Raw genomic sequence first — 23,533 nt, 5'->3', positions numbered from 1 at the left:
CAGCGGTACGGCGGAACTACTGGGAAGACGGACGGCTGGCGGACGGCTTGCCGCTGGCGGGCGCATCGGCGGCGAGGTCGCGCAGCAGCGCCACCGCCTCGTCGCGTCCGCTCACGCCCAGTTTCATGAAGATATTCTTGAGGTGCCACTTCACGGTCTCGGGCGAGACTGCCAGCGTGCGCGCCACCATCTTGTTCGACATCGCCTGGGAGATCAAGGTCAGCACCTCGGTCTCGCGCTCGCTCAGGGCCTTGATCGGCGCGGAGCGGCGGGCCGGCGCGGCGGGCGCCTCGCGCTCGCGCCAGCGGCCCGATGCCTCGAGCAGCCGCTTCGTATAAAACGCCAGTACGGGATCGAGCGTGCCTTCGGCCAGCACCGTGCGCAGCAGCGTGACGCCGCCCGAGGTGGCATCGAGCAGGCTGCGCAGCAGGCCCAGCCGGTGGCCCAGGCGCAGCGCCTCGACCAGATGTTCCCGCGCGGCACGGCCATTGCCCCGGCCGTTCTCGGCCACCGCGCATTGCATATGGACGATGGCGCCATGCCGGCCGCGCGACGCCAGCACCGGGCTGGAGAGCATCGGGTGGAGCCGGGCCAGCGCCCCGTCGAAATCATGCCGATGCAGGCCCAGGCCGATGCAGGCCAACTGCGCGTGCGCGGCGATCTCCCACACATCGGTCCGGCCCGCGTTGACGGCGGCCAGCTTGCGCACGCGCTCGATGGTCGCCTCGGCCAGATCGGTCTCGCCTTCGCGCAACTGCCAGCGGGAGCGCACGTTGAGCGCCATCACCAGCAGGCGGTCGAGGTTGTTGCGTACCGCGTAGTCCTCCAGGCGGTCCAGGCAGGCCGCGGCCTCCAGCCGCCGGCCAGCCACGCGGTGCGACAGCGACAGCATCAGCAGCGCGCGCAGCGTCGCATCCGGCACCGACACCGTTTCCAGCTGGCCAATCCACCGCTCCAGCAGCGTGCAGACGGCGTCGATCTCGTTGAGTTCGTAGAACGTCTCGCTCAGCAGCACCGCCGCCATGTGGGCCACGCCGACGTACTCGGCGCCAAGCTGGTCGGCCTCGTGCAGCACCTGCCGGAACACGGGCTCGGCCTGGAGCATCCTGCCTTCGATCGACAGGCTCAGGCCGGACAGGCATCGCCCGATCAGGTTGCTGAGCATGCCGCCACCGCCGTGATGCGTGCCATCGGCCAGTATCTGGCGGGCGCGTTCGTACTCGCCCCGATGCATGTGCAGCCAGCCCAGCACGTTGGCGCGCGAGGTCAGCACGAAATCGTCGGCATCGGGCGGGGCGGCTTCGAGTTCGGGCAGCAGGGCCACCGCCGCGCCGATATCGTCGCGCATCAGCGCCATGGCCCCGCGCAGCACGATGACCGCGAAGCGCTCGCGGGCGCCCAGCGCGGCGGCCTGGGCTTCCAGCCGGGGGATGGCCCGCGCGGTGGCGTCCAGCCTGAGCGAGCGCAAATCCACGTGGGCCTGCATCAGCTGCAGCGCGAAGCGCGACTCGATCTGCGCGACGGGCAGCAGGCGCAGCAGGCCACTCAACTGGCGGAAACTACCGCGCGCAAGCAACTCGGGCGCGCAGGTCTGGATCGCGTCGGCCGCCGCGCCGGCCTCGCCGGCCATCACCGCGTGCCGGACCGCCTCCTCCACCTGCCCGCGCTGCTCGAACCAGCGCCACGCCGCCGCGTGCAGCGCATGCTGCCGGGCCTGCGGCATGCGCGCCACGCGCGCCAGCAGCACCTCGCGCAACAGCGGGTGCAGCCGGTACCAGCTTTCATGGTCGTGGCCGCTGACCTGGATGATGAACAGGTTGCTGCTGTCCAGCCGCACCAACCGGGTGGTCATGCGCGCCACGGCGCGCGGCTCGCCCACCAGCGTGGCGCACAGCGGCGCGCAGAAGCGGCTGCAGATGGCCACGCAGGTCAGCAGTTCCTGGTCGTCCGTGCCAAGCTGGCGCAGCACCTCGTGCTCGAAATAATCGGCAAAGGCGCTGGCGTCGCGCAGCGTGCTGGTGGAACCGGGGAAGAAGCCCGGCGTGCCGGTGCCGTGCTTGGCCTTGATGTCGAGCGCAAACAGCTGCAGGCCGGCGATCCAGCCATCGGTCAGCTCGTGCAGACGGCGCGCGTCACGCGGCGAGATCTCGCCGAGCTGGTCGCGCAGGTAGGCTTCGGACTCCTCGGGGCTGAAGCGCAGGTCGCGCAGGTCCAGCGTGGCCACCAGTCCCTGCGAATCGAGCCGCGCCAGCGAGAGCGGCAACGCGGCGCGCGAACAGAGCACGATGTGCAGGTGCGGCGGCGCATAGTCGAACAGCCATTGCAGCATCTGCCAGATGCGGGCGTCCTCTAGGAGGTGCACATCGTCCAGGATCAGCACGAGGTCGCGCGGCTGCGCGGCAATGGCCTCGATCAGCGTGACCACCCAATGCTCGATGGCCGAGGCATCGCTGCCGTCGCCCACCAGCGACGCCGCGTCGCGGACGATGTCGGCATCGATCAAGCCGATGCTGGCGAGCAGGCAATCGAAGAAGCGGGCCGGATCGTCGTCCTCCTCGGACAAGGACAGCCACGCCACCTCGAAGCCGAGCGACACCAGCGACTGACGCCAGCTGACGAGCGCGGACGTCTTGCCGCACCCGGCCGGCCCCTGAACGATTACGCAGCGCTTGTGCCGCGCTTCGAGCAGGCGCGCCGCAAGGGCCTCCCGCGCCAGCGGGCGGCGGGCGGGCCGTGGCGGTACCAGCTTGGTACCGGCGATGGGCTCGAAGTTGCGCGCGGAAGCCTCCGACAATGGCTTCGGCGCCGGGTCATACGAAGACATGTGTGTCGATTGTGCCGGGCTCGTCACCCAGGCAGGATTCTGCGCGATGGGAACCCCGCATTATAGAGACGCGCCAGCACCCGGACCATCGGGGTCAGTCTGGAGGCCGCGCCGCGCCTGGGTTTCCGGCGCGCACGGGGGCCCGGGCCTCCCCAACGTCCACCCGGACCGGGTGGGTCGTGACGCGCAGGCGCCGTGCATGATGGCGTCGGCGGCAGGGATCCCCTTCCCGCCGCAGCGCCAAAAATCACGATGCGCGGCCTGACCGCGCCGACCAGGAGACACGATGTTCAAGAAGACCTGCATGCTCGTACTGGCATGCCTCGCCCAGGCCGCGGCGGCGCAAGCGCCCTACCCCAACCGCCCGATCACCTTCGTCCTGCCGTTCACCCCGGGCGGCGCCGCCGACATTGTCTCGCGCGCGCTGGCCGATGACATGGGCAAGCGCCTCGGCCAGCCGGTCATCGTCGAAAACCGTCCCGGCGCGTCCGGCATGATCGGCACGAATGTGGTGGCCAAGGCACCTGCCGATGGCTACACGGTCAGCATCACACTGACCCAGGCGATCCTGAACAATCAGTTCCTGTATACGAAGCTGCCGTACGACACCCGCAAGGAACTGGCCTTCGTCACCGAGATCTGCACCGCCGGCGTGTTGCTGGTGGCCAGCCCGAACGTGCCGGCCAAGGACATGAAGGAGTTGCTGGACTGGACCGCGCACCACCACGCCAGCTTCGGCTCGTGGGGGGTGGGCTCCTACGGCCATCTGGTCAGCTCGCACCTGGCCCGCACGCGCAAGGCCGACATCACGCACGTAGCCTACAAGGGCGAGGCACCGATGATCCAGGACCTCGTGGGCGGCCAGATCGACCTCGCCTTCGTCTCCGCCTTCGCCGCCAAGCCGTTCGTCGAAACCGGCAAGCTCAAGGTGCTGGCGGTGGCGTCGGACCGCCGCCTGCCCGGCCTGCCCAACGTGCAGACGCTGGCCGAGGCCGGCCTGACCGATCCGGAGTTCCAGGTCACCGGCCGCGTGGTGATGATGGTGCCGGCCAACACGCCCGCCCCGGTCGTCGAAAAGCTGGAAAGTGCTGCACGCGCCGCGATTGCCTCGGAGCCGATCCGCGCCCGCATGCGCGCCATCGCCATGGAGCCGATCGGCAACAGCAGCAAGCAGGCGCTGGCCAACTACGAGGCGATGTACCCGGTGCAACAGCGGCTGGTGATGAGCACGGGCGCCCGGCTGGACTGACCCCGCTACCTACCCGATGCGGGGGGGAGGGGGTGGGAGGGCCTGACCGTAACCTAGGCCCCTCCTTTCATCCAACGGTAGAAACACATGTTGTCTGGCATCAGGATCGTGGAAATCTGCGGTATTGGCCCCGGGCCGTTTTGCGCCATGCATCTGGCAGACCTCGGCGCGGATGTGATCGCGGTGGAACGCAGCCTGCCCGCGGGCACGGGTACGGGCACGCCACCCCCCGCAGGCAACGTGATCAACCGCGGCAAGCGCTCGGTCGTGGCCGACCTCAAGACGCCGGAAGGCCGCGAGCTGGTGCTGCGCCTGATCGAGGACGCCGACGCGCTGATCGAAGGCATGCGCCCCGGCGTGATGGAGCGCCTGGGCCTGGGCCCCGATGCCTGCCACGCGCGCAATCCCCGCCTGGTCTACGGCCGGATGACCGGCTGGGGCCAGTCCGGCCCGATGGCGCAGGCCGCCGGGCACGACAACAACTACATCTCGCTGTCGGGCGCGCTGTACTACAACGGCGGGCCGGTCGAGCCGCCCTCCTCCGCCATCACCGTGGTGGGCGACATCGGCGGCGGCGCGCTGTATCTGGCGATTGGCCTGCTGTCCGGCATCCTCAACGCGCGCGCCACGGGCAAGGGCACGGTGGTCGATGCGGCCATCGTCGACGGCTCGGCGCACATGCTGCAACTGCTGCTCGCCACGCAGGCCAAGGGCTTCGTCACCGGCCAGCGCGGCGACAACATCTTCGACAGCTCGCACTTCTACGCCACCTACCGCTGCGCGGACGGGCACAGCATCACGGTCGGGTCGATCGAGCCGCAGTTCTACGCGCTGCTGCTGGAAAAGCTCGGCGTGGCCGAGGATCCGCGCTTCGCACGGCAGTGGGACCGCAAGCGCTGGCCGGAACTGCACCGGCACTTCGCGGAACTGTTCGCCAGCCGCACCCGCGCCGAATGGAGCGCGCTGCTGGAGAACACGGACGTCTGCTTCGGCCCGGTGCTGAGCCCCGAGGAAGCGGCCAGGCACCCGCACAACGTGGCGCGTGGCGTCTATGTGGAGAGCGAAGGCCGGCTCCAGGCCGCGCCGGCGCCGCGCTTCGACGGCGAAGCGCGCCAGCCCGGCGCCATCCCGACGCACGGTCAGCATACGGCCGAAATCGCGGCCGGGCTGGCGCAAGGCGCCGCCAGCGTCTGGCGTTCTTCCGCCAAGGCTTGAGCGGAGCGTTGTGATGGCGAGTGCAACCCAACGCGGCGCCGCGCCGCAACCGGCCGGGCGCCTCCAGCCGAAGCTGTCCGCCCTGATCGCGGAGGTGCGCGCGGTGCGCGATGAACTGGACCGCACGCTGGCGCGGCATGGCATGCCCAGCCGCGATGCGGCGGCCTCGCGCGCGCGGCTGCTCGACCAGTGGATCCGGCAGGCGCAAGGCCGGCGGCAACTGGTCTGCCTGGCCTGCGGCGCGGAGCAGGGGCTGCTCCAGCAGGGGCATCTGGAGATCGGCCGGCGCACCGCCGCCGGCACCACGGACCGCGCCCTGCGCGCGCTCTACTGGGCCAGCGTGCAGCGATGGAGCCGCGCGCCGGGCAGCCGTCCGATGCGCGACGACACCCCGGCGACGTCTGTGGCAGCGCCATCGACATCGCCAGCCGTCGCGCCCGACATGTGTGGCGACTGCGACGACCTGCGCCAGGACATCCGCCGCTATACCCCGCATGCCGAACTGGCGCGGGACGGCGTCAACGAGCCGCCCCGGCCCCATGGGGCGGCCGAATGCCGGTATCGCTGCGGCACCTGCGCCACGCAATGGGTGCGGCGCGTGCCCCCGTTCGAACCGTTTGCCGTCTGGGCCGTGGTACCCGCCCGGCATGCGGCCCCGCTGTACCGCTGAAGCTTTCCTGAACAGGCCCTCCATCGCTGGATGTCGGTTCCGGCGATGGCCTTTACTCCGACCTCAGGGTCGGATTTTTTTTGGGCGACGTTGGGCAAGACAGCGTGCGAAGGAGGTAAGGGTCTGCACGGATGGGTAGTGCGCAAATGCCACAGTCCGCCCATCGGGAGTGGGCAGGTTTGAAGGGCATCCGCGCTTTACTGTGCGTGCGCCGTGAAAGCGGACGCGCAGCCAGCCAATGCGCTGGTTCCTAGAACGATAAGGAGACCCTCAAGCATGAAACGGAAGTTCATTACCCTGGCAGCGCTGGCCCCGCTCGCGATCACGGCCCATGCGCAGACGAGCGTCACGTTGTATGGCGTGGTCGATGGTTCCATCGAGTACGTCAACCGGGTCGCCGCCTCGGCCGCCACGCCCAACCAGGGCGGCAGCCGCGTCGGCATGCCCTCCGTGGGCGGTCTGTCCGCCTCGCGCTGGGGCCTGCGTGGTGTGGAAGACCTCGGCGCCGGCAACCAGGCGCTGTTCGTGCTCGAAAGTGGCTTCCAGTGGGATAGCGGTTCCCTGCAGGGCGTACCGCTGTTCAATCGCCAGTCGTTCGTCGGCCTGCAGAACGATGCCTTCGGCAAGCTGACCTTCGGCCGCCAGTACACCTCGTTCTTCGAGGGCATGGCCAACTTCGCGCCGATGCGCTTCGCCGCCACGTACGAGCCGGGCATCTGGTGGATGGGCCTGAACTACCGCGAAGACAACATGGCCAAGTACATCGGCAAGTGGGGCCCGATCCAGGCCGCCGCGCACTTCTCGTTCGGCACCGGCGTGGCCGTGCAGAACGCCGCCATCGCCCTGGCCAACGGCGGCGCCGGCGAGGTGCCGGGCAACTTCAAGGACAACACCGGCTACGGCGCCTCGCTGATGTACCTGAACGGCACCGGCCTGGGCCTGGCGATTGCTGCCGACGAATGGCGCCCGGCGGCGCAGGTCGGCGCACCGGGCAAGATGACCAAGCTCGGCGCGGCGGGCCTCTACAACACCGGCCCGTTCAAGTTCACGCTTGGCTATCGCTACAACAAGGGCGAGTTCGCCAGCGGCGCCACGCTGCTGCGTGACGACTACTGGTGGGCGGGCGTGAACTACCAGGCCACGCCGGCCTGGGGCCTCTCGCTGGCCTACTACTACGCGGACGTGAAGGGCGCGCGCGCCACGGCCACGGCGGCCGAGACCAATCCGCCCAATATGCAGCAGGTCACCTTCACCACCACCTACAACTTCAGCAAGCGCACCGACGTCTATATGTCGGTCGGCTACGCCCACAACGGCGGGCTGAGCTTCGACGGCCTGGCCACGGCCTACGCCTTCAAGTACCCGACCATGTCTGGCCAGCAGAACATGGTCGGCGTCACGATCGGCGTGCGCCAGATCTTCTGACCGCCCCCCGGCCACCCGTTCTTGGGGGGGACCCCCACCCCCCCGGGAACGGCATCATCCCTGACAGACCCCCACAGTCCCAAGGATGACGACCATGGCCAACGCCGTACCAGACGCCACCACGCCCCCCTTCCGTACGCTGCGGCATACCCGCAGCATCCTGTGCCGCGGCTACCTGCGCGACGATGGGCGCTACGACATCGAGGCCGAGATGCAGGACATCTCCGCCGTCGCCACCGAGCTGCCGTTCACCGACCTGCCCGCCGGCGGCCACCTGCACCGGATGCACCTGACCATGACCGTCGATGCCGGCATGGTGATCCACCACTTCGCCGCCCGTACCGAGACCGGCCCCACGCCTTACTGCGCCGAGATCAACGCCGCCTACGCCACCCTGATCGGGCTGCGCATCGGCAAGGGCTTTCATCAGGCAGCCCGGCAACGGCTGGCCGGCGTGCGCGGTTGCACGCACCTGACCGACCTGCTCGGCCCGCTGGCCACCACGGCGATGCAGACCATGATGTCGATCCAGCGCGAGGAAACGCCCTGGCACACCAAGCTCCACGGCAGCACCCCGCTGCCCCAGCCCTGGGTGCTGGATACCTGCCACGCCTACCGCCTGGACGGCGAGGCCGCCCAGGTTATCTGGCCGATGCACCGCCGGGCAGCGCCGGTACGCGAGTCCACGCCGCAAGAGTGATCGTCCATCCACATATAGTGCGGATTTCGCCACATCGCTCGCTTGCAATGAAGTTGTTATAATCGCCCGACTTCAAAAAACTCCGAATCCGCGCCCCGCCCGCGGCTCCGTCCGCACAGCGCCATCCCGCAGTTTCCATGGCAGTCCACCGGACGGCGTCTGACAGGCCCCGCGGACCCGACAAGCGTGCCGAGGAAACCCGTGGCCGGTACTGAAATCGCAACGCCAGGCGCCCCGCTCGCGGGAGCCGCCGTGTCATCGGGCAGCTCGTTCCACACGGCCATGCGCATCCTGCCCGCCTCCCAGCGGCAGGCCATGTTCGAGATCTACGCGTTTTGCCGCGCCGTGGACGATATTGCCGATGGCGACACCCAGCACGCCGACCGTCTGGCCGCGCTCGATCAATGGCGCGCGGACATCGCCGCCTGCTACGCCGGCCGGGCGCCCGCCGCACTTGAGCCGCTGAATGTGCAGATTCAGGCATTCAACCTCCAGCAGCAAGACTTCTGCGACGTCATCGACGGCATGATCATGGACGTCGTGTCGACCATCGTCGCGCCGGACGCCGCCACGCTGGACACCTATTGCGACCGCGTGGCCAGCGCCGTGGGCCGGCTGGCCGTACGCGTGTTCGGCATCGACGAAGCACCCGGCATTGCGCTGGCGCACCATTTGGGCCGCGCGCTGCAGCTGACTAATATCCTGCGCGATATCGACGAGGACGCCGGCATCGGCCGCCTGTACCTGCCCGCCGAGGCGCTGGCCGCCGCCGGCATCCCGATCGGCACGCCGCACGCGGTGATCCATCACCCCGCCATTGGCACGGTCTGCCAGGGCCTGGCGCGGGAAGCGCAGGCTCACTACGACGCCTCCGCCGCCATCATGGCGCGCTGCCCGGCGCGCGTGGTGCGCTCGCCGCGCATCATGTTCGAGGTCTACCACGGCATTCTCACGCGCCTGCTGGCGCGTGGCTGGCAGCCGCCGCGCACGCGTGTGCGCGTGCCCAAGGCCAAGCTCGTGTGGATCCTGCTCCGGCATGCCATTGCCTGACCCGACACACCTAATATGGAAGAGGATGGGCCGCCGCCCGGCGCGCCATCCGCAGAGAGAGAAGTGCCCCCAGAATTGATGAACCAGGCCGCAACGATCACCCGCCCCGAATTCGCCACCACCGACGCGCTGGCTGCCAGCGTGAACCGGCTCGCCCAGCCTGCCCTGCCGGACCCGCTCGACGCCGGCATCGCCCATGCCGTGGATACCCTGCTCGCCCAGCAACAGGCCGATGGCCACTGGGTCTATGAGCTGGAAGCCGACGCCACCATCCCGGCCGAATACATCCTGATGGTGCATTACCTCGGCGAGCAGGCCGACCCGGTGCTCGAGGGCAAGATCGCCAACTACCTGCGCCGCATCCAGAACGCCGATGGCGGCTGGCCGCTGTTCCACGCGGGCGCCTCCGACATCAGCGCCAGCGTGAAGGGCTACTTCGCGCTCAAGATGGCCGGGGACGACCCCGAGGCCGCGCACATGCGCCGCGCCCGCGCCGCCATCCACGGGATGGGCGGCGCCGAGGCGAGCAACGTCTTCACGCGCACCCTGCTGGCCCTGTACGGCGTGATGCCGTGGCAGGCCGTGCCGATGATGCCCGTGGAAATCATGCTGCTGCCGCAGTGGTTCCCGTTCCATCTCTCCAAGGTCTCGTACTGGGCGCGCACGGTGATCGTGCCGCTGCTGGTGCTGAACAGCCTGCGTCCGCGGGCGCGCAACCCGCGCAAGATCGGCATCGACGAACTGTTCCTGCGCCCGGCCCAGTCCACCCGGCTGCCGGCGCGCGCGCCGCACCAGAGCCCGCTCTGGGTGGGCGTGTTCCGCGCGCTGGACGCCGTGGTGCGCGTGGCCGAGCCGCTGTTCCCGCGCAGCCTGCGCGCGCGGGCCATCGAGCGCGCCCGCACGTTCACCGTGGAGCGCCTGAACGGCGAAGACGGCCTCGGCGCCATCTTCCCGGCGATGGTCAACTCGGTGCTGATGTTCGACGTGCTCGGCGTGCCCGAGAGCGACCCGAACCGCGCCATTGCGCGCCGCTCGATCGACAAGCTGCTGGTCGTCCGCGACGATGAAGCCTATTGCCAGCCCTGCCTGTCGCCGGTCTGGGACACTTCGCTGGCCAGCCACGCGCTGCTGGAAGTGGGCGAGCCGCGCGCCATCGCCGCCGCCGTGCGCGGCCTGGACTGGCTGGTGCCGCTGCAGGAACTCGACCTCCAGGGCGACTGGATCGTGCGCCGCCCGGACGTGCGGCCCGGCGGCTGGGCCTTCCAGTACGCCAATGCCCACTATCCGGACGTGGACGACACCGCCGTGGTGGCCGCCGCGATGGACCGCGCCGACAAGGGCGACCGGACCGACCGCTACAAGACCGCCGTGGCGCGTGCCTGCGAGTGGGTCGTCGGCATGCAGAGCAGCAACGGTGGCTGGGGCGCCTTCGAGCCCGAGAACACCCATCTCTACCTGAACAACATCCCGTTCGCCGACCACGGCGCGCTGCTGGACCCGCCCACGGCCGATGTCTCGGCGCGCTGCCTGGCCATGCTCTGCCAGCTCGGCCAGATGCCGGCCAACAGCGAGCCCGCCGCGCGCGCGCTGCGCTACCTGCTGGACGAGCAGGAAGCGGACGGCAGCTGGTTCGGCCGCTGGGGCACCAACTATATCTATGGCACGTGGAGCGCGCTGTGCGGCCTGAACGCCGCCGGCATCGGCGCCAACGCGCCCGAAGTGCAGCGCGCGGCCAAGTGGCTGCTGTCGATCCAGAACCCGGACGGCGGCTGGGGCGAGTCGGGCGACAGCTACAAGATCGCCTATCGCGGCTACGAGCGCGCGCCGAGCACGGCCTCGCAGACCGCCTGGGCCATGCTGGGCCTGATGGCAGCCGGCGCCGGCGACCATCCGGCGGTGGTGCGCGGCGTGGAATTCCTGCTGCGCACGCAGGCCAGCCATGGTTTCTGGGACGAGCCGTATTTCACGGCCGTGGGCTTCCCGCGCGTGTTCTACCTGCGCTACCACGGCTATGCACGCTTCTTCCCGCTGTGGGCGCTGGCGCGCTTCCGCAACCTGCTGCGCGAGGGTAACCACGCCGTGGCGTGGGGCCTGTGAGCCCCGCCCACGCCCCGGTGCTGGCGGTGAGCGGCATGCGCTTCGAGGCGCAGATCGCAGCCGGCCCCGGTATCGAAACGCTGTACGGCCGCCGTGACGCCGCGCTGGCGCGGGCCCTCGACCAGGCATTGAAGCATGGCCGCGCGGGCGGCTTCGCGGGGGTGATCAGCTTTGGCGTGGCGGGCGGGCTCGACCCGACGCTGCCGCCGGGCACGGTCATCGTGGCCACCGGCGTGCGCGCTGGCGCCGAATCGTTCCGCACCGACCCGTTCTGGAGCGCCGCCCTACGCCGCGCGCTGCCGCAGGCGGTGCCCGGCCTGCTGGCCGGCGCCGACACCGCCGTGACCACCGTGGCGGACAAGGCCGCGCTGCATGGCCTGCACGGCGCGCTGGCGGTAGACATGGAATCGCACATCGCCGCCCGCATAGCCCGCGCGCACGGCCTGCCCTTCACCGCGCTGCGCGTGGTGGTGGACCCGGCCGACCGCCCCGTGCCACCGCTGGCCGTGGCCGGCATGGGCGCCGATGGCAGCACCGATATCGGCGCCATCCTCATCGGCCTGCTCAAGGCCCCCCATCACCTGCCCGGCCTGCTGCGCCTGGGCCAGGACGCCGCGGCAGCCCGCCGCGCGCTGCAAGCCGCCCGCCGGGCGCTGGGCGAGGAATTCGGCTTGCCTGCGTCGGCGCTGGCTTAGGACTCGTCCTAACCGGCGAACCGGCCAACCAACTCAGCCAAACTTCCGCGCCGCATCGCGCGCGAGGCCTGAGCCGATGCCGCCGAACAGATCCCCTTCCACGCGCTTGGCGCCCGGCAGCAGTTCCGCCAGGCGCTGGCGCAGCAGCGGCACGCTGCTGGAGCCGCCGGTGAACAGGATCGTATCGACCTGATCCGCCGTCACGCCGGCTGTGTCCAGCATGTGGCGTACCGTGCTCTCGGTCTTCGTCACCAGCTTGGCGATGGCGCCATCGAAGTCATCGCGCGTAATCAGCAGCTGGGTGTCCGGGGCGATGCGGTGCAGGTCCACCCAGGTCTTTTCTTCCTCGGACAGCGCGATCTTGGCCGCCTCTACCTGGATGGCGAGCCAGTGGCCGGCGCGGTCCTTGATCAGCCGGATCAGGCGGTCCAGCTTCTCGGTCTCGGCGGCGTCACGGTAGTTATCCATCACCAGCGACCACGCCTTGCGCGTGTAGAGCAGGTTGATGGTGTGCCAGCTCGCCAAATCGAAATACTGGCTCGACGGCATTTCCTTGCCGTTGCGTAGCTGGCTGCCCAGCCCCAGCAGCGGCATGGCGCTGGCCAGGCTCAGGGCGCGGTCGAAGTCGGTCCCGCCGATATGGACACCGCCGTTGGCCAGGATGTCGGCCTTGCGGTCGAGCTTCTTGGCGCGGTCCGGTGACAGCCGCACCAGCGAAAAGTCGGACGTACCGCCGCCAATGTCGGCCACCATCACCAGTTCCTCACCCGAGATGCCGGCCTCGTAGTCGAACGCGGCGGCAATCGGCTCGTACTGGAACGCGATCTCCTGGAAGCCCGCCGCGCGGGCGATCTCGCCCAGCGTGTCCTCGGCCAGTTGATCGGCCTTGGGGTCTTCGTCGATAAAGAACACTGGCCGGCCCAGCACCGCCTTGGTGAACGTGGTGCCGGCCGCCAGTTCGGCGCGGCGTTTCAGTTCGCCGATGAAATGGGCCAGCAGCTGGCGGAAGGGCATGGCCTGGCCCATGACCTCGGTGCTGTCGTCCATCATCGACGTGCCGAGCAGGCTCTTGAGCGAGCGCATCAGCCGGCCCTCGTAGCCGGCCAGATAGTCGCCCAGCGCGGCGCGCCCATAGCTGACCAGCGGGTCCTCGGCATGGAAGAAGATCACCGACGGGAGCGTGGTCTTGCCATCTTCCAGCGGCAACAGCACCGGCTGGTGGGGGCGCAGCCAGCCTACCGTGGAGTTGGACGTGCCGAAGTCGAGACCGCAAGCGTGGGACATTGTTCTGCCTACCTTTCAATTCTGGGCCGCTATTGTAGTGGAGCCGGACGGCTCAGGCAGACGCAATGGCCATGCCCACCCCCTCGTCATTGCCGACTTGACATGCCCCGTCGCGTCCTCCTATCCTTCGCGTGTTCCTTCTTTAAGATCGATGTTCTATCTTACAGAACTTCTCAAAGCACATCCGGACACACGAAAACCGCAGGAGACACCCGCATGTTCCGTTCCGCCCCGATCCGTTCCCGCCTTCGTTCCCGCCTCCGTTCCAGCCTTCCGTTGCCGGCCCGCGCGCTGGCGGTGACGCTGCTTGCGGCCCCGCTGCTGACCGGCGCTCCCGCCGCGCTGGCCGCCGATGCCTGGCCGAACCAGCCCGTGCGGCTGGTGGTGCCGTTCCCGCCGGCTGGCGGCACGGACGTGCTGTCGCGCCTCGTCTTCAACAAGGTCGGGGCGGCCACGCACTGGACCGTGGTGGTCGAGAATCGCGCCGGCGCCGGCGGCAATATCGGGCTGGATACGGTGGCCAAGGCCCGCGCGGACGGCTACACGGTCGGCATGGGCCAGACCGCCAACCTCGCCATCAATCCGTCGCTCTATCCCAAGATGCCGTACGACGCCGTCCGCGACTTCACGCCCGTGGTGCTGGTATCCGCCCAGCCGGTGGTGGTGATCGTGCGGCAGGATGCGCCGTTCAAGACGCTGGCCGATCTGGTGGCGGCGGGCAAGGCCAAGCAGTTGTCGATGGCGTCCGCCGGCACCGGCACCGTGGGCCACCTGACCGGCGAGATGTTCCAGCGCCGCGCCGGCATCAAGGCGCTGCACGTGCCGTATAAGGGCGCCTCCCCGGCGCTGACCGACCTGATGGGCGGCCAGACCGACTTCTACTTCGCCACGCCGCCCATCGCCCTGCCGATGCTCAAGGCCGGCAAGCTGCGCGCGCTGGCCGTGACCTCCGCCAAGCGCCTGCCGCTGCTGCCCAACGTGCCCACCGTGGCCGAACAGGGCTACGCCGGCTTCCAGGCCGAGGACTGGAAGGCGCTCGTGGCCCCGGCCGGCACGCCCGCCGAGGTGGTGCAACGCCTGAACGCCGAGGTGAACAAGGCCCTGAAGGACCCGGACACCGTGGCCAGGCTGCGCGAGGAAGGCAGCGAGCCGCGCGGCGGCAGCCCCGCCGACCTGGCCAGCGTCATCAAGGCCGAGAACACGCGCTGGGGCACCATCGTGCGTGAGTCCGGCGCCAAGGCTGAGTAATCTTTTCAAGGCAGGACCCGTCATGCAACCGCACCCGCACCCGCAACCGAACAAGCCGCTCCGCAACATCCGCGTGCTCGACCTCACCAACGTGCTGGCCGGCCCGTTCTGCTGCCATCAGCTGGCGCACATGGGCGCGGAGGTGATCAAGGTGGAGACGCCGGGCACCGGCGACCTCGCGCGCCAGCTTGGCGCCGATGCCGACCTGAACCAGCGCCTGATGGGCGTGTCCTTCCTCGCCCAGAACCCGGGCAAGCGCTCGATCACGCTCAACCTCAAGCACGCGCGCGGCAAGGAGGTGTTCCGCAAGCTCGTGGCCAGCGCCGATGTGCTGGTCGAGAACTTCCGGCCCGGCGTGATGAAGCGGCTCGGCCTTGGCCATGAAGACCTGAAGGCCGTGAATCCGCGCCTGATCTACTGCGCGATTTCGGGCTTCGGCCAGGACGGCCCGCTCTCGGACCTGCCTGCCTACGACCAGATCATCCAGGGCATGTCGGGCGTGATGAGCATCACCGGCGACCCGGAAACCGCGCCGTACCGCGTGGGCTATCCGGTCTCCGACACCATCGGCGGCATCACGGCGGCCTTCGCCATCGCGGCGTCGCTGGCGGACACCACGCGCACCGAGGGCTATTTCCTCGACGTGTCGATGCTGGAAGCCACGCTCGCCACGATGGGCTGGGTGGTCTCCAACCACCTGATCGCCGGCAAGGCGCCCTCGCCGATGGGCAACGAGAACATGACGGCCAGCCCGTCCGGCACCTTCCGCACCGGCGACGGCCTGCTCAACATCGCCGCGAACAAGCAGGAGCAGTTCGAGGCCGTGTGCCGCGTGGTGGGCCGCCCCGAACTGGCCACCGATGCACGCTTCGCGCAGCGCCAGGCCCGGCTGACCAACCGCCGCGCGCTGACGGAGGCGCTGGAGGCGGAACTGGCCCGCGAGCCCGCCACGGTCTGGTGGCAATGGCTGAACGAGGCCGGCGTGCCGGCCGGGCCGGTGCTGAACGTGCCCGACACGCTGGCCCATCCGCAGGTGCGCGACCGCGGCATGATCGGCGATTTCCCCGATGTGCCCGGCGTGGGCCGCGACATCCGGCTGGTGCGCACCGGCTTCAAGGTCAACGGGCAGGCACCCGCCGTGGACACCCCGCCGCCCGAACTGGGCCAGCACACCCGCGACATCCTCGTCGAACTCGGCTACGCCGACGCCGACATCGACACCCTGAAACAGGAGCGCGCGCTATGAGCGACAAGACGATCGACGCCGGCCAGCAGGCCTCGCAGGACTGGTGGCACACCGAAATCATCGACATGAAGCCGGGCGAGATCCGCTATCGCGGCTACCCCATCGAGCAACTGATTGGCAATGTCTCCTTCGCCCAGATGATCTGGCTGATGCTGCGCGGCGACCTGCCGGGGCCCGGCCAGGGCGAATTGCTCGACGCCGCGCTGATGGCGGCGGTGGACCATGGCCCGCAGGCGCCGAGCATCGCGATTGCGCGCATGGCGGCCACGTGCGGCGTGGGGCTGAACAACGCGATGGCATCGGCCGTGAACGTGCTGGGCGACGTGCACGGCGGCGCCGGCGAGCAGGCGGTGGAGCTGTATCAGGACGTGGCGCAGCGCGAGGATGCCGGCGCCACGCGCGAGGCAGCCGTGGCGGCGGCGCTGCAGGCCTACCGGGAGCTGCGCGGCAAGTTTGTGTCGGGTTTCGGGCACCGCTTCCACCCGCTCGACCCGCGTGCGCCGCGCCTGCTGGCGCTGGTGGATCAGGCGGCCGCCGCCGGTGTGGTCTCCGGCCGCTACGCGGGCATCGCCCGCGCGGTGGAGCAGGCGCTCGGCGCCGGCCGGGAGAAGCCGATTCCGATGAATATCGACGGCGCCACGGCGGTGATCTACGCCGAACTGGGCTTCCCGGCCCCGCTCGCGCGCGGCCTGTTCTGCCTGTCGCGCTCGGTCGGCATCCTCTCCCACGCCTGGGAACAAACCCAGCAAGGTGGCCGCAATAAGGGCCCGATCCCCCGCCAGTTCATCTGGACGTACGACGGCGTGCCGCAGCGGGATGTGCCGGGCGCGCAATAGCCCGAGACGCCGTCAGCGGATCTCCGGATACTGCGTCGCCCCTGCCGCTGCCAGCGGCAGGCTGTCGTAGGCGGCCACGTCGGGCACGACGAAGCGCTGCACCACCACCGCCTCAAGCAATCCGGCGTAGCGGGCGTCCTCGTGCAGGCTGCACAGCTTGTCCACGAGCCGCTCCCGGTCCGGCGCCGGCAGGGTCTGGGCGGCTACCAGTAGCGGGATCGGCGTCCACGGCGTGACGGCGATGGTGTCCACCCCGGCCAGCCACGCCGGCTCATGCTTTCGTACGAGTTCGAGAAAATAGCTGTCGAGGGCGGTCACGTCGATCTGTCGCCCCTGCAACGCCTCCAGCACGCGCGGCGGCGTGTCGAGCGGGCCGACCGAGGCCGAATACAGCGCGCTGCCCGACTCTCCCGCGTACGGGGCCAGCAGCAGCCGCGCCGCCTGATAGCCCGACTGCGAATGCGGCACCATCCAGCCGAAGCGCTGCCCGAAGGTATCGGGCAGGCTGCGCCAGCCGCATTCGCGCCGCACCAGCAGTTCGCTCCGATAGCGCGGCAGCCCGCCGTACGCCTCCACCGCCGGCACCGGCGCCACCAGCGGCACCACGGGCGCGACGTGTTCCGCGAACGGCAGTCCGCACATGAAGCCGCATACCAGGTCGCGCCGCTGCCACAGCGCCTTCAGGGAGGCCGGCCAGGCGTGCGGAATCACACGCACCGGCCAGTCGAGATCGGCGAAGACCTGCACGAACAGCCGCTGCCACGCCTCGGCCACTGCCGGCGTGGCGTTGTACATGCGCGTCGAGGCAACGCCGTGCGTCATCTCAGGCAAACCGCAGCGTCTGGCCGAGCCCCAGCGCCCGCGCCTTGGTCAGCATGGCATGGCCGAGCGCGATGTCCGTGGTGGACAGCCCGCGGTGCCAGAACAGGATGGTCTCGTCGTCGCGCTCGCGGCCCGGCTTCAGCCCCGCCACGATCTGGCCCAGTTCGGCATGGAGGTTTTCCTCGTTCAGCCGCCCGCTGTCCACGTGCTGGCGCAGCGCGCCGAACGGCAGCCCCTTGCGGCACTGGCCCCAGTCGTCCACGACCATCTTGCCCATGATGTCGGTCAGCGACAGCTCCACGGCGCTCATCGTGCCGTACGGAATCACCAGCGCGCCGGGCTTGATCCATTCGGTCAGCAGCATCGGCGTGGGCGCCGGCAGGCGGGAGGCTTCCACGATGATGTCCGCCCCGCGCACGCAGGACTCCCAGTCGTCAGTCACGATCACCGGCTTGCCGAGGTCGCGCGTCAGCCGGGCGGCAAAGGCGTCGCGGCTCTCCGGGCGGCGCGAATGGACGCGGATTTCGTCGAAATCGAAGATCGAATCGAGCAGCCGCACGTTCCAGTACGAGGTCCCGCGGGCGCCCACATGCCCGAGGATCTTGCTGCCCTTGCGCGCCAGATGCCGCGCGCCGAGCGCCGTCACGGCGCCGGTGCGCATGTCGGTGATGGCCGTGGCGTCGATCACGGCCAGCGGCACGCCGTTGTCCGGGTCGAACAGGTTCAGCAGCGCCATTTCCGACGGCAGGCCCTGCTTGTAGTTATCGACATAGTCCGAAACCACCTTCACCCCGGCCACATGCAGCGGCTTGATAAAGCCACGCAGCACGTTGAAATGGCCCTTGTCCGACGACTCCGGCACCAGGTGCACGCGCGGCTCGATCACGGTCTCGCGGCGGCCCTGCGCGGCCAGCGCGCCTTCCACCGCCGCCAGGATCTCGGCATCGGTCAGCGCCAGTTCGGCCACGTCCGGCCCGTTCAGGTAGGTCAGGTACAACTCTTTCACGGCGGTCTCCTTACTGCATCGGGGGAATGTTGGCGCGGTGCACGATGGCGCGCCATTTGAGCGTCTCGGCGGCGATGGTGCCGCCGAACGCCTGCGCGCTGTTGCCCACGGGCTCCAGGCCCAGCGCGTCGAGTTTTTCTTTCACATCGGGCTGGCGCAGCACGGTGGCCACATCGGCCTGCCATTTCTGGACGATGGCGTCCGGCGTGCCCTTCGGCGCCACCAGCCCGTACCACGAGGTCACGTCGAAGCCCGGATAGCCCGATTCCGCCACCGTCGGCACGTTCGGCAACTGCGGCAGGCGGCGCGGGCTGGCCACGGCCAGCGGCACCAGCTTGCCGGTGCGGATGTGCTGCAACACCGTGGAAATCCCCCCGAACATCATCTGCACCTGCCCGGCCAGCACGTCGTTGAGCGCGGGCGCCATGCCGTTGTAGGGCACGTGCACCATCTTGATACCGGCCTCCAGGTTCAGCAGCTCGCCCGCCAGATGCGCGCCGCTGCCGTTGCCGGGCGAGGAGAAATTGAGTTCGCCCGGGTGGGCCTTGGCGTAGCTCACCAGATCCTTCAGCGAGCGGGCGTGGACGGCCGGATTCACCACCAGCACGTTCGGCGACGCCGCGAGCATGGTCACGGGCACGAAGTCGCGCGTCTCATAGCCGAGTTTCGGGAACAGGATGGGGTTCACGGTCAGGTTGCCGGCCGGGGCCAGGCCCAGCGTGTAGCCGTCCGGCGCGGCGCGGGCCACGGCCTCCATGCCGATATTCCCGGCGGCGCCGGGCTTGTTGTCCACCACGATGGACTTTCCCCACTTCTCGCCCAGTTTCTGGCCGATGAGGCGCGGCAGCGCGTCCGCCACGCCGCCGGCGGCGAATGGCACGATGATCCGCACCGGCTTGGCGGGATAGGTCGAATGGGTGTCCGGCTGCGCGTTGGCTGGCGCCGCCCATGACAGCGCTACCGGCAGCAGCCATGCCGCTGCCAGCCTGAAAAGATGACGATTCACTGCGGGCTCCCCGTGCTTTGCGATCGCGATGCTGCCGCCGTGACAGCGCTTCCGGCTTGTCTTCGGCAGCAGCTTGTATAGACTGATCTTATCGATCCTGTCTGATACTGTATAGACAACTTTTTGCAGATCGAAAAGCGGTTTCCGCATAAGCGGCGCAATCCCCGCGTCATCCCTGTGTCGCGCACGGCGTTGGTGCGATGCGGCACAATGCGCGGGCATCGTCAGGGGTGGCCGGCGCCGCATTTCACCGAAGCGGACCGCGCGCACCATTACAGAGAGCCAGGAGCCTGCATGTCATCGACCCCTTCGTCGGCCACGCCGACGCCCGCCTTCCAGCGCATCAAGGACTATGTGCAGGGGGAGATCGAGGCCGGCACCTGGGGCGAGGGGGACGCCATCCCGCCCGAACTGCGGCTTGCGGCCCAGTTCGGCGTTTCGCGCATGACGGTGAACCGCGCGCTCAACGAGCTGGAGGCGGAACAGGTGCTGGTGCGGCGCAAGGGCGCCGGCACGTTCGTGGCGCCGCAGCGCTACCAGGCCACCGTGGTGGAGATCCGCAGCATTGCCGAGGAGATCCGCGCGCGCGGCCACCGCCACCGCAGCGCGCTGTTCCGGCTGGAACGCCAGCACGCCACGCGCATGCTGGCCACCCAGTTCGGCGTGGCCGAGCGCAGCATGCTGTTCCATTCGGTGATCCTGCACTACGAGAACGACGCGCCGATCCAGGTGGAAGACCGCTGGGTCAATCCGGCGCTGGCGCCGGGCTATATGGAAATCGACTTTGGCGCGGTCACGCCCAACGAGCACTTGATGCGGGTGGCGCCGCTACAGCGCGCCGAGTACCAGATCGAGGCGCAACTGCCCACGGCCGAGGTGGCGGAGATGCTGGCCATCGGCGAGGCGGAGCCGGCGCTGGTGCTGCGCCGCCGCACGTTTTCGCGCGATGCGGTGGCCTCGCTGGTGGTGTTGTGGCACCCGGGCAAGCGGTATCGCTTCGGGGGCGCGCTGGGGTAGGCCCGCCTAGGCGGCGGTGACGCAGTCCATCGACGTCGGCGCCGGTGCGGGCGCTTCCGGGGTCTCGTCGATCACCATGCTCGACCCGAGCACGAACTGGTCGCGGCCCCGCTGCTTGGCCATGTAGAGCGCGCGGTCGGCTTCGGAAAACAGGTTGCGCCACAGCGACTCGCGGCTCGTGGCGCCGCCGTGCAGCTGCGCCACGCCGATGCTGACGCTGGCATGCCCGCCCCGCCCCGGCAGTTCGATCGCCCGCACCTTGCGCAGGATGCGGTTGGCCAGCGCCGTGGCCTGCTGTTCGTCCGTGTGGGGGCAGAGGATGCAGAATTCCTCGCCACCGTAGCGCGCGGCGATGTCCGAAGCGCGGCGCGAGTTGTCCAGCGCGGCGGCAATCTCGCGCAGCACGTTGTCGCCGGCGTGGTGGCCGTGGGTGTCGTTGACCTGCTTGAAGTGGTCCACGTCGATGACGAGGCAGGACAGCGCCTCGCGCTCGCGCTGCCAGCGCGCCACCAGGCCCATGGCCGTCATGTCCAGCGCGCCGCGGTTCAGCAGGCCGGTCAGTGCATCGACCCGCGCCCCGCTCTCGTTCCGGGCGATGATCTGTTCCATCGCCATCAGGCTGAAGCCGAACAGGCCCAGCAGCACCGCCACCAGCGGCGCCAGCGGCCAGACCGACGAGGCGGTCTGGGCAAAGAACGGCACCATCACGTGCCCGTGGAATGACGCCGCCTGCCCCAGCGCCGCCACCTGGGAGCCCAGCAGCACCAGATGGGAGGCCAGCACCAGCGGCCCGCCGATGCTGGTACGGCCGCGCGCGCTGCGCAGCAGGGTAATGAGGGTGGTGAACGACGTCATGGCCAGCACGCCGTAGCCGATGGCGTGGATCAGCAGCGGGCCGTCCGCCAGCCCGCTCATCAGCACCATCAGGACCATCACCACGGCGCCGGTGGCCCGCAGCAGCATGGCGCGCTCGGGCAGGCCGTAATAGACCCGCACGCCGCGATAGATCGCCAGCCGGCCGACGATATAGGCACCCGCGCCGAGCGCCCCGAGCTGGAGCGACCCGGCGCCCACGCTGGCCGCCACGACCAGCCCGGCCCCGGAAGCGATGACATGGCCGCTCGCCCACAGCCGCCCGGCCTCGTTGGCGCGCAGCGCGAGCACCAGCCCCGCCGCCATTACCAGCGTGCTGGAGAACACCACCATCATGACGACCAGAATGGTCTGCTGGGCCAGGTGCACGGATTCAACATCCTCTAAAGCTACCGGGGGCGGCTGCCGTTATTGCGGTTTACCCTGATCCTGGCCGCAAGATGCCCGCTGATAACGGGAATTGCGACCGGAGAGGCGCATCATAGCCCGTGCATGGCGTGCGGCGGCACCCCCGTTAAGCCGGGTTAGCGCGCACGCAACGTTTTGAAATTACTACGGAAATCCGTGCGGATCAGTCTTCGTCAGATGGGACGTTCTGCCCTGCGGGCACCGCCGGGGCGCGGGCCGGCTGGACTTCCGGGAAGGTGCCGCCAAGCGCCGCCGTAAGCTGGCGCGCGGCCGCGAGCACCTGATCGCGGAAGGCTTCGGAGAAACGCGGCGTCGGGCAGGTCAGCGTCAGCGCCCCCTTCAGTTCCCCGGCCGGGCCGAATACCGGCGCGGAGACCCCGGCGATGTCCGGACTGCGGTCGCCCACCATGGCAATCACCCCTTCCTCGCGGATGCGCTGGTAGATCTCGCCCCGTGCGCCCGAGAACGCCCGCAGCACCCGGCCGCCGGCGCCACGGTTGCGCGGCAGGAGATCGCCGGCGCGGATGTGGTCGCGCACGGGCTGGGGGGAATCCACGCGGTACAGGCACAGGCGATGCTCGCCCTGCTCCACGTGGAAGGCGGCCGATTCGCGTGTGTCGCGCACCAGCTCGCGCAGCGCGGGCACCACCACCTGTTCCAGCGAGAACGACGCCGCGTAGACCGCATTGAGCCGGGCGACTTCCGGGCCGAGCCCGTAGCGGCCATCGGGCAACCGCTGCACCAGCCGGGCATGCTCGAGCGAGGCCAGCAGCCGCAGCAGCGTGCTCTTATATAGACCGCTCCGGTGCGCCAGTTCGGCCAGGCCGAGCGCGGTATCCCCTTCCCGGAAGACCGAGAGCACGAACAGCGCCCGGTCCACGGCCACGGCGCCGCCTGCGGCGCCATGCTTGTCGGCTTCGGAGAGTTGGGCGGCTTTACGTGGCATGAGGGAGCGGCGGACGGCCGGTTGGAATGGGCGTCCACCGTATAGAACGGCCCGGGGCTTGTCAATCCGCCCGGGCTAAGGGTTTCAGCCCCGTTCGGCGCAATAGGCGGCTGTGGTGTACGGGAACGCCACCGCCGTCTGGCCGCGCAGCGCCGGGTCGGTGGCGATGACGTCGTGCAACTGGGCGCGCACCGCGTCCTGCTGCGCCGGGGGCAGCGAGGCGATGAAGCTGACCGACATCACGCGGTCCACGATGACCTGCTCCGGCGCGCCGGTGTGGGTGTAGGGGAATTCCGTCAGGCGCAGCGGCCCGAAGCCTTCGGCGGGAAAGACCCGCTTCCAGTCACCCCGGTAGTAGCGCGGGGCATCCCCTTCGAACGGGGTCATGATGGCCGTGAGCCGGGCCACCCAGTCGACCGATTCATCGCGCACGTTCCACACCAGCCCGAGCTTGCCGCCGGGGCGCAGCACGCGGCGGATCTCGTCCATGGCGGCGGGGTTGGCGAACCAGTGGAAGGCCTGCGCGCAGACCACGGCGTGCACGCTGGCGTCGGGCAGCGGGATGGCTTCGGCGGTGCCGGCCAGCACGGTGGCGTCCGGCAGCTTGGCGGCAAGCTGGGCGCGCATCTCGGCGACCGGCTCCACGGCCACCACGCTGGCGCCGGTGGCGGCCAGCAGGCGGGTGAACTTGCCGGTGCCGGCGCCGAGGTCGACCACGGACTTGCCCGGGGCGAGCCCCAGCGTGTCGTGCAGCCAGTGCGCCAGTTCGGCGGGATATTCGGGACGCCCGCGGGCGTAGGTATCGGCCTGGGCGGCAAAACCCTGGGCGGCGGCATTGTGGATGGCGGTCATGGGGGCTCCGGACGAGACCACGTACCTTACTCCGCCCCTCGCCGCCAGGCAACGGGGTAACGGG

Annotated in this window: 20 protein-coding genes; 12 read left to right on the top strand and 8 right to left on the bottom strand. The window is 69.6% G+C overall.

Annotated elements, in window-relative coordinates; genetic code table 11:
• Positions 1-16 precede the first annotated feature (16 nt).
• Positions 17-2,824 (bottom strand): winged helix-turn-helix domain-containing protein, encoded by a 2,808-nt coding sequence (locus BM115_RS18180; protein ID WP_092297030.1) that lies wholly within the window; start codon positions 2,822-2,824, stop codon positions 17-19.
• 286 nt (positions 2,825-3,110) lie between these two features.
• On the opposite strand from BM115_RS18180, the gene BM115_RS18175 reads away from it, so the two are divergent.
• From BM115_RS18175 to BM115_RS18140, 8 genes are all read left to right on the top strand, one after another.
• Positions 3,111-4,073: a tripartite tricarboxylate transporter substrate binding protein gene (locus BM115_RS18175; protein ID WP_092297028.1), complete on the top strand. Its 963-nt coding sequence runs from the start codon at positions 3,111-3,113 to the stop codon at positions 4,071-4,073.
• 87 nt (positions 4,074-4,160) lie between these two features.
• The gene (locus BM115_RS18170) at positions 4,161-5,288 is read left to right on the top strand and encodes a CaiB/BaiF CoA transferase family protein (protein ID WP_092297026.1); all 1,128 of its coding nucleotides are present in this window, start codon (positions 4,161-4,163) and stop codon (positions 5,286-5,288) included.
• Positions 5,289-5,301: 13 nt separating this feature from the next.
• Positions 5,302-5,958 (top strand): hypothetical protein, encoded by a 657-nt coding sequence (locus BM115_RS18165; protein ID WP_092297023.1) that lies wholly within the window; start codon positions 5,302-5,304, stop codon positions 5,956-5,958.
• Between the two features lie 276 nt (positions 5,959-6,234).
• Positions 6,235-7,383 carry a porin gene (locus BM115_RS18160; protein WP_092297020.1) on the top strand — a complete coding sequence of 383 codons (1,149 nt, stop codon included), beginning with the start codon at positions 6,235-6,237 and terminating at the stop codon, positions 7,381-7,383.
• 94 nt (positions 7,384-7,477) lie between these two features.
• The gene (locus tag BM115_RS18155; protein ID WP_092297429.1) at positions 7,478-8,083 is read left to right on the top strand and encodes a DUF2889 domain-containing protein; all 606 of its coding nucleotides are present in this window, start codon (positions 7,478-7,480) and stop codon (positions 8,081-8,083) included.
• Between the two features lie 201 nt (positions 8,084-8,284).
• A complete protein-coding gene (hpnD, locus tag BM115_RS18150; protein WP_092297016.1) occupies positions 8,285-9,133 on the top strand; it encodes a presqualene diphosphate synthase HpnD in 849 nt (282 codons plus the stop codon).
• A 78-nt stretch (positions 9,134-9,211) separates the two neighbouring features.
• Entirely contained in the window at positions 9,212-11,230 is a 2,019-nt protein-coding gene (gene shc / locus BM115_RS18145; RefSeq protein WP_092297013.1) for a squalene--hopene cyclase, read from the top strand.
• Complete coding sequence (locus BM115_RS18140; RefSeq protein WP_255370890.1) at positions 11,227-11,925, top strand: phosphorylase; 699 nt, start codon at positions 11,227-11,229, stop codon at positions 11,923-11,925. The genes shc and BM115_RS18140 overlap by 4 nt, the downstream gene beginning before the upstream one ends.
• A gap of 33 nt (positions 11,926-11,958) precedes the next feature.
• On the opposite strand, the gene BM115_RS18135 is transcribed toward BM115_RS18140, so the two are convergent.
• Positions 11,959-13,209 (bottom strand): Hsp70 family protein, encoded by a 1,251-nt coding sequence (locus tag BM115_RS18135; RefSeq protein ID WP_092297010.1) that lies wholly within the window; start codon positions 13,207-13,209, stop codon positions 11,959-11,961.
• 216 nt (positions 13,210-13,425) lie between these two features.
• Between BM115_RS18135 and BM115_RS18130 the strand changes: the two genes are divergently transcribed.
• The 3 genes from BM115_RS18130 to BM115_RS18120 are packed head-to-tail and all read left to right on the top strand — an operon-like array spanning position 13,426 to position 16,539.
• Positions 13,426-14,457, top strand: coding sequence for a Bug family tripartite tricarboxylate transporter substrate binding protein (locus BM115_RS18130; RefSeq protein WP_092297006.1), 1,032 nt, complete (start codon positions 13,426-13,428; stop codon positions 14,455-14,457).
• A gap of 22 nt (positions 14,458-14,479) precedes the next feature.
• Entirely contained in the window at positions 14,480-15,703 is a 1,224-nt protein-coding gene (locus BM115_RS18125; RefSeq protein ID WP_092297003.1) for a CaiB/BaiF CoA transferase family protein, read from the top strand.
• A complete protein-coding gene (locus BM115_RS18120) occupies positions 15,700-16,539 on the top strand; it encodes a citryl-CoA lyase (RefSeq protein WP_092297000.1) in 840 nt (279 codons plus the stop codon). Before BM115_RS18125 ends, BM115_RS18120 begins: the two co-directional genes overlap by 4 nt.
• Positions 16,540-16,551: 12 nt before the next feature.
• On the opposite strand, the gene BM115_RS18115 is transcribed toward BM115_RS18120, so the two are convergent.
• The 3 genes from BM115_RS18115 to BM115_RS18105 are packed head-to-tail and all read right to left on the bottom strand — an operon-like array spanning position 16,552 to position 19,373.
• Complete coding sequence (locus BM115_RS18115; protein WP_092296997.1) at positions 16,552-17,361, bottom strand: phosphate/phosphite/phosphonate ABC transporter substrate-binding protein; 810 nt, start codon at positions 17,359-17,361, stop codon at positions 16,552-16,554.
• 1 nt (position 17,362) lies between these two features.
• On the bottom strand, positions 17,363-18,367 hold the full coding sequence (locus tag BM115_RS18110; protein WP_092296994.1) for an ornithine cyclodeaminase family protein: 1,005 nt from the start codon (positions 18,365-18,367) through the stop codon (positions 17,363-17,365).
• A gap of 10 nt (positions 18,368-18,377) precedes the next feature.
• Entirely contained in the window at positions 18,378-19,373 is a 996-nt protein-coding gene (locus tag BM115_RS18105; RefSeq protein WP_255370889.1) for a Bug family tripartite tricarboxylate transporter substrate binding protein, read from the bottom strand.
• A gap of 294 nt (positions 19,374-19,667) precedes the next feature.
• On the opposite strand from BM115_RS18105, the gene hutC reads away from it, so the two are divergent.
• A complete protein-coding gene (hutC, locus tag BM115_RS18100; protein ID WP_092296988.1) occupies positions 19,668-20,390 on the top strand; it encodes a histidine utilization repressor in 723 nt (240 codons plus the stop codon).
• A 6-nt stretch (positions 20,391-20,396) separates the two neighbouring features.
• On the opposite strand, the gene BM115_RS18095 is transcribed toward hutC, so the two are convergent.
• The 3 genes from BM115_RS18095 to BM115_RS18085 form a co-directional block, all read right to left on the bottom strand.
• A complete protein-coding gene (locus tag BM115_RS18095) occupies positions 20,397-21,632 on the bottom strand; it encodes a GGDEF domain-containing protein (protein ID WP_092296985.1) in 1,236 nt (411 codons plus the stop codon).
• Positions 21,633-21,834: 202 nt separating this feature from the next.
• Positions 21,835-22,617, bottom strand: a complete 783-nt coding sequence (locus BM115_RS18090) for an IclR family transcriptional regulator (RefSeq protein ID WP_092296982.1) — start codon at positions 22,615-22,617, stop codon at positions 21,835-21,837.
• Positions 22,618-22,701: 84 nt separating this feature from the next.
• On the bottom strand, positions 22,702-23,469 hold the full coding sequence (locus BM115_RS18085) for a class I SAM-dependent methyltransferase (RefSeq protein WP_092296979.1): 768 nt from the start codon (positions 23,467-23,469) through the stop codon (positions 22,702-22,704).
• Positions 23,470-23,533: the final 64 nt, after the last annotated feature.

The organism is Cupriavidus sp. OV096 (genome assembly GCF_900115455.1).
Classification (GTDB): Bacteria; Pseudomonadota; Gammaproteobacteria; order Burkholderiales; family Burkholderiaceae; genus Cupriavidus.
The sequence above is the reverse complement of the archived record's forward strand: the minus strand, read 5'-3'. Positions and strand labels throughout refer to the sequence as shown.

Excerpts from the sequence above, each read along its gene's own strand:
- BM115_RS18180 (WP_092297030.1), bottom strand. The coding sequence starts at position 2,824 with ATGTCTTCGTATGACCCGGCGCCGAAGCCATTGTCGGAGGCTTCCGCG.
- BM115_RS18175 (WP_092297028.1), top strand. The coding sequence starts at position 3,111 with ATGTTCAAGAAGACCTGCATGCTCGTACTGGCATGCCTCGCCCAGGCC.
- BM115_RS18170 (WP_092297026.1), top strand. The coding sequence starts at position 4,161 with ATGTTGTCTGGCATCAGGATCGTGGAAATCTGCGGTATTGGCCCCGGG.
- BM115_RS18165 (WP_092297023.1), top strand. The coding sequence starts at position 5,302 with ATGGCGAGTGCAACCCAACGCGGCGCCGCGCCGCAACCGGCCGGGCGC.
- BM115_RS18160 (WP_092297020.1), top strand. The coding sequence starts at position 6,235 with ATGAAACGGAAGTTCATTACCCTGGCAGCGCTGGCCCCGCTCGCGATC.
- BM115_RS18155 (WP_092297429.1), top strand. The coding sequence starts at position 7,478 with ATGGCCAACGCCGTACCAGACGCCACCACGCCCCCCTTCCGTACGCTG.
- shc (WP_092297013.1), top strand. The coding sequence starts at position 9,212 with ATGAACCAGGCCGCAACGATCACCCGCCCCGAATTCGCCACCACCGAC.
- BM115_RS18135 (WP_092297010.1), bottom strand. The coding sequence starts at position 13,209 with ATGTCCCACGCTTGCGGTCTCGACTTCGGCACGTCCAACTCCACGGTA.
- BM115_RS18130 (WP_092297006.1), top strand. The coding sequence starts at position 13,426 with ATGTTCCGTTCCGCCCCGATCCGTTCCCGCCTTCGTTCCCGCCTCCGT.
- BM115_RS18125 (WP_092297003.1), top strand. The coding sequence starts at position 14,480 with ATGCAACCGCACCCGCACCCGCAACCGAACAAGCCGCTCCGCAACATC.
- BM115_RS18120 (WP_092297000.1), top strand. The coding sequence starts at position 15,700 with ATGAGCGACAAGACGATCGACGCCGGCCAGCAGGCCTCGCAGGACTGG.
- BM115_RS18115 (WP_092296997.1), bottom strand. The coding sequence starts at position 17,361 with ATGACGCACGGCGTTGCCTCGACGCGCATGTACAACGCCACGCCGGCA.
- hutC (WP_092296988.1), top strand. The coding sequence starts at position 19,668 with ATGTCATCGACCCCTTCGTCGGCCACGCCGACGCCCGCCTTCCAGCGC.
- BM115_RS18090 (WP_092296982.1), bottom strand. The coding sequence starts at position 22,617 with ATGCCACGTAAAGCCGCCCAACTCTCCGAAGCCGACAAGCATGGCGCC.
- BM115_RS18085 (WP_092296979.1), bottom strand. The coding sequence starts at position 23,469 with ATGACCGCCATCCACAATGCCGCCGCCCAGGGTTTTGCCGCCCAGGCC.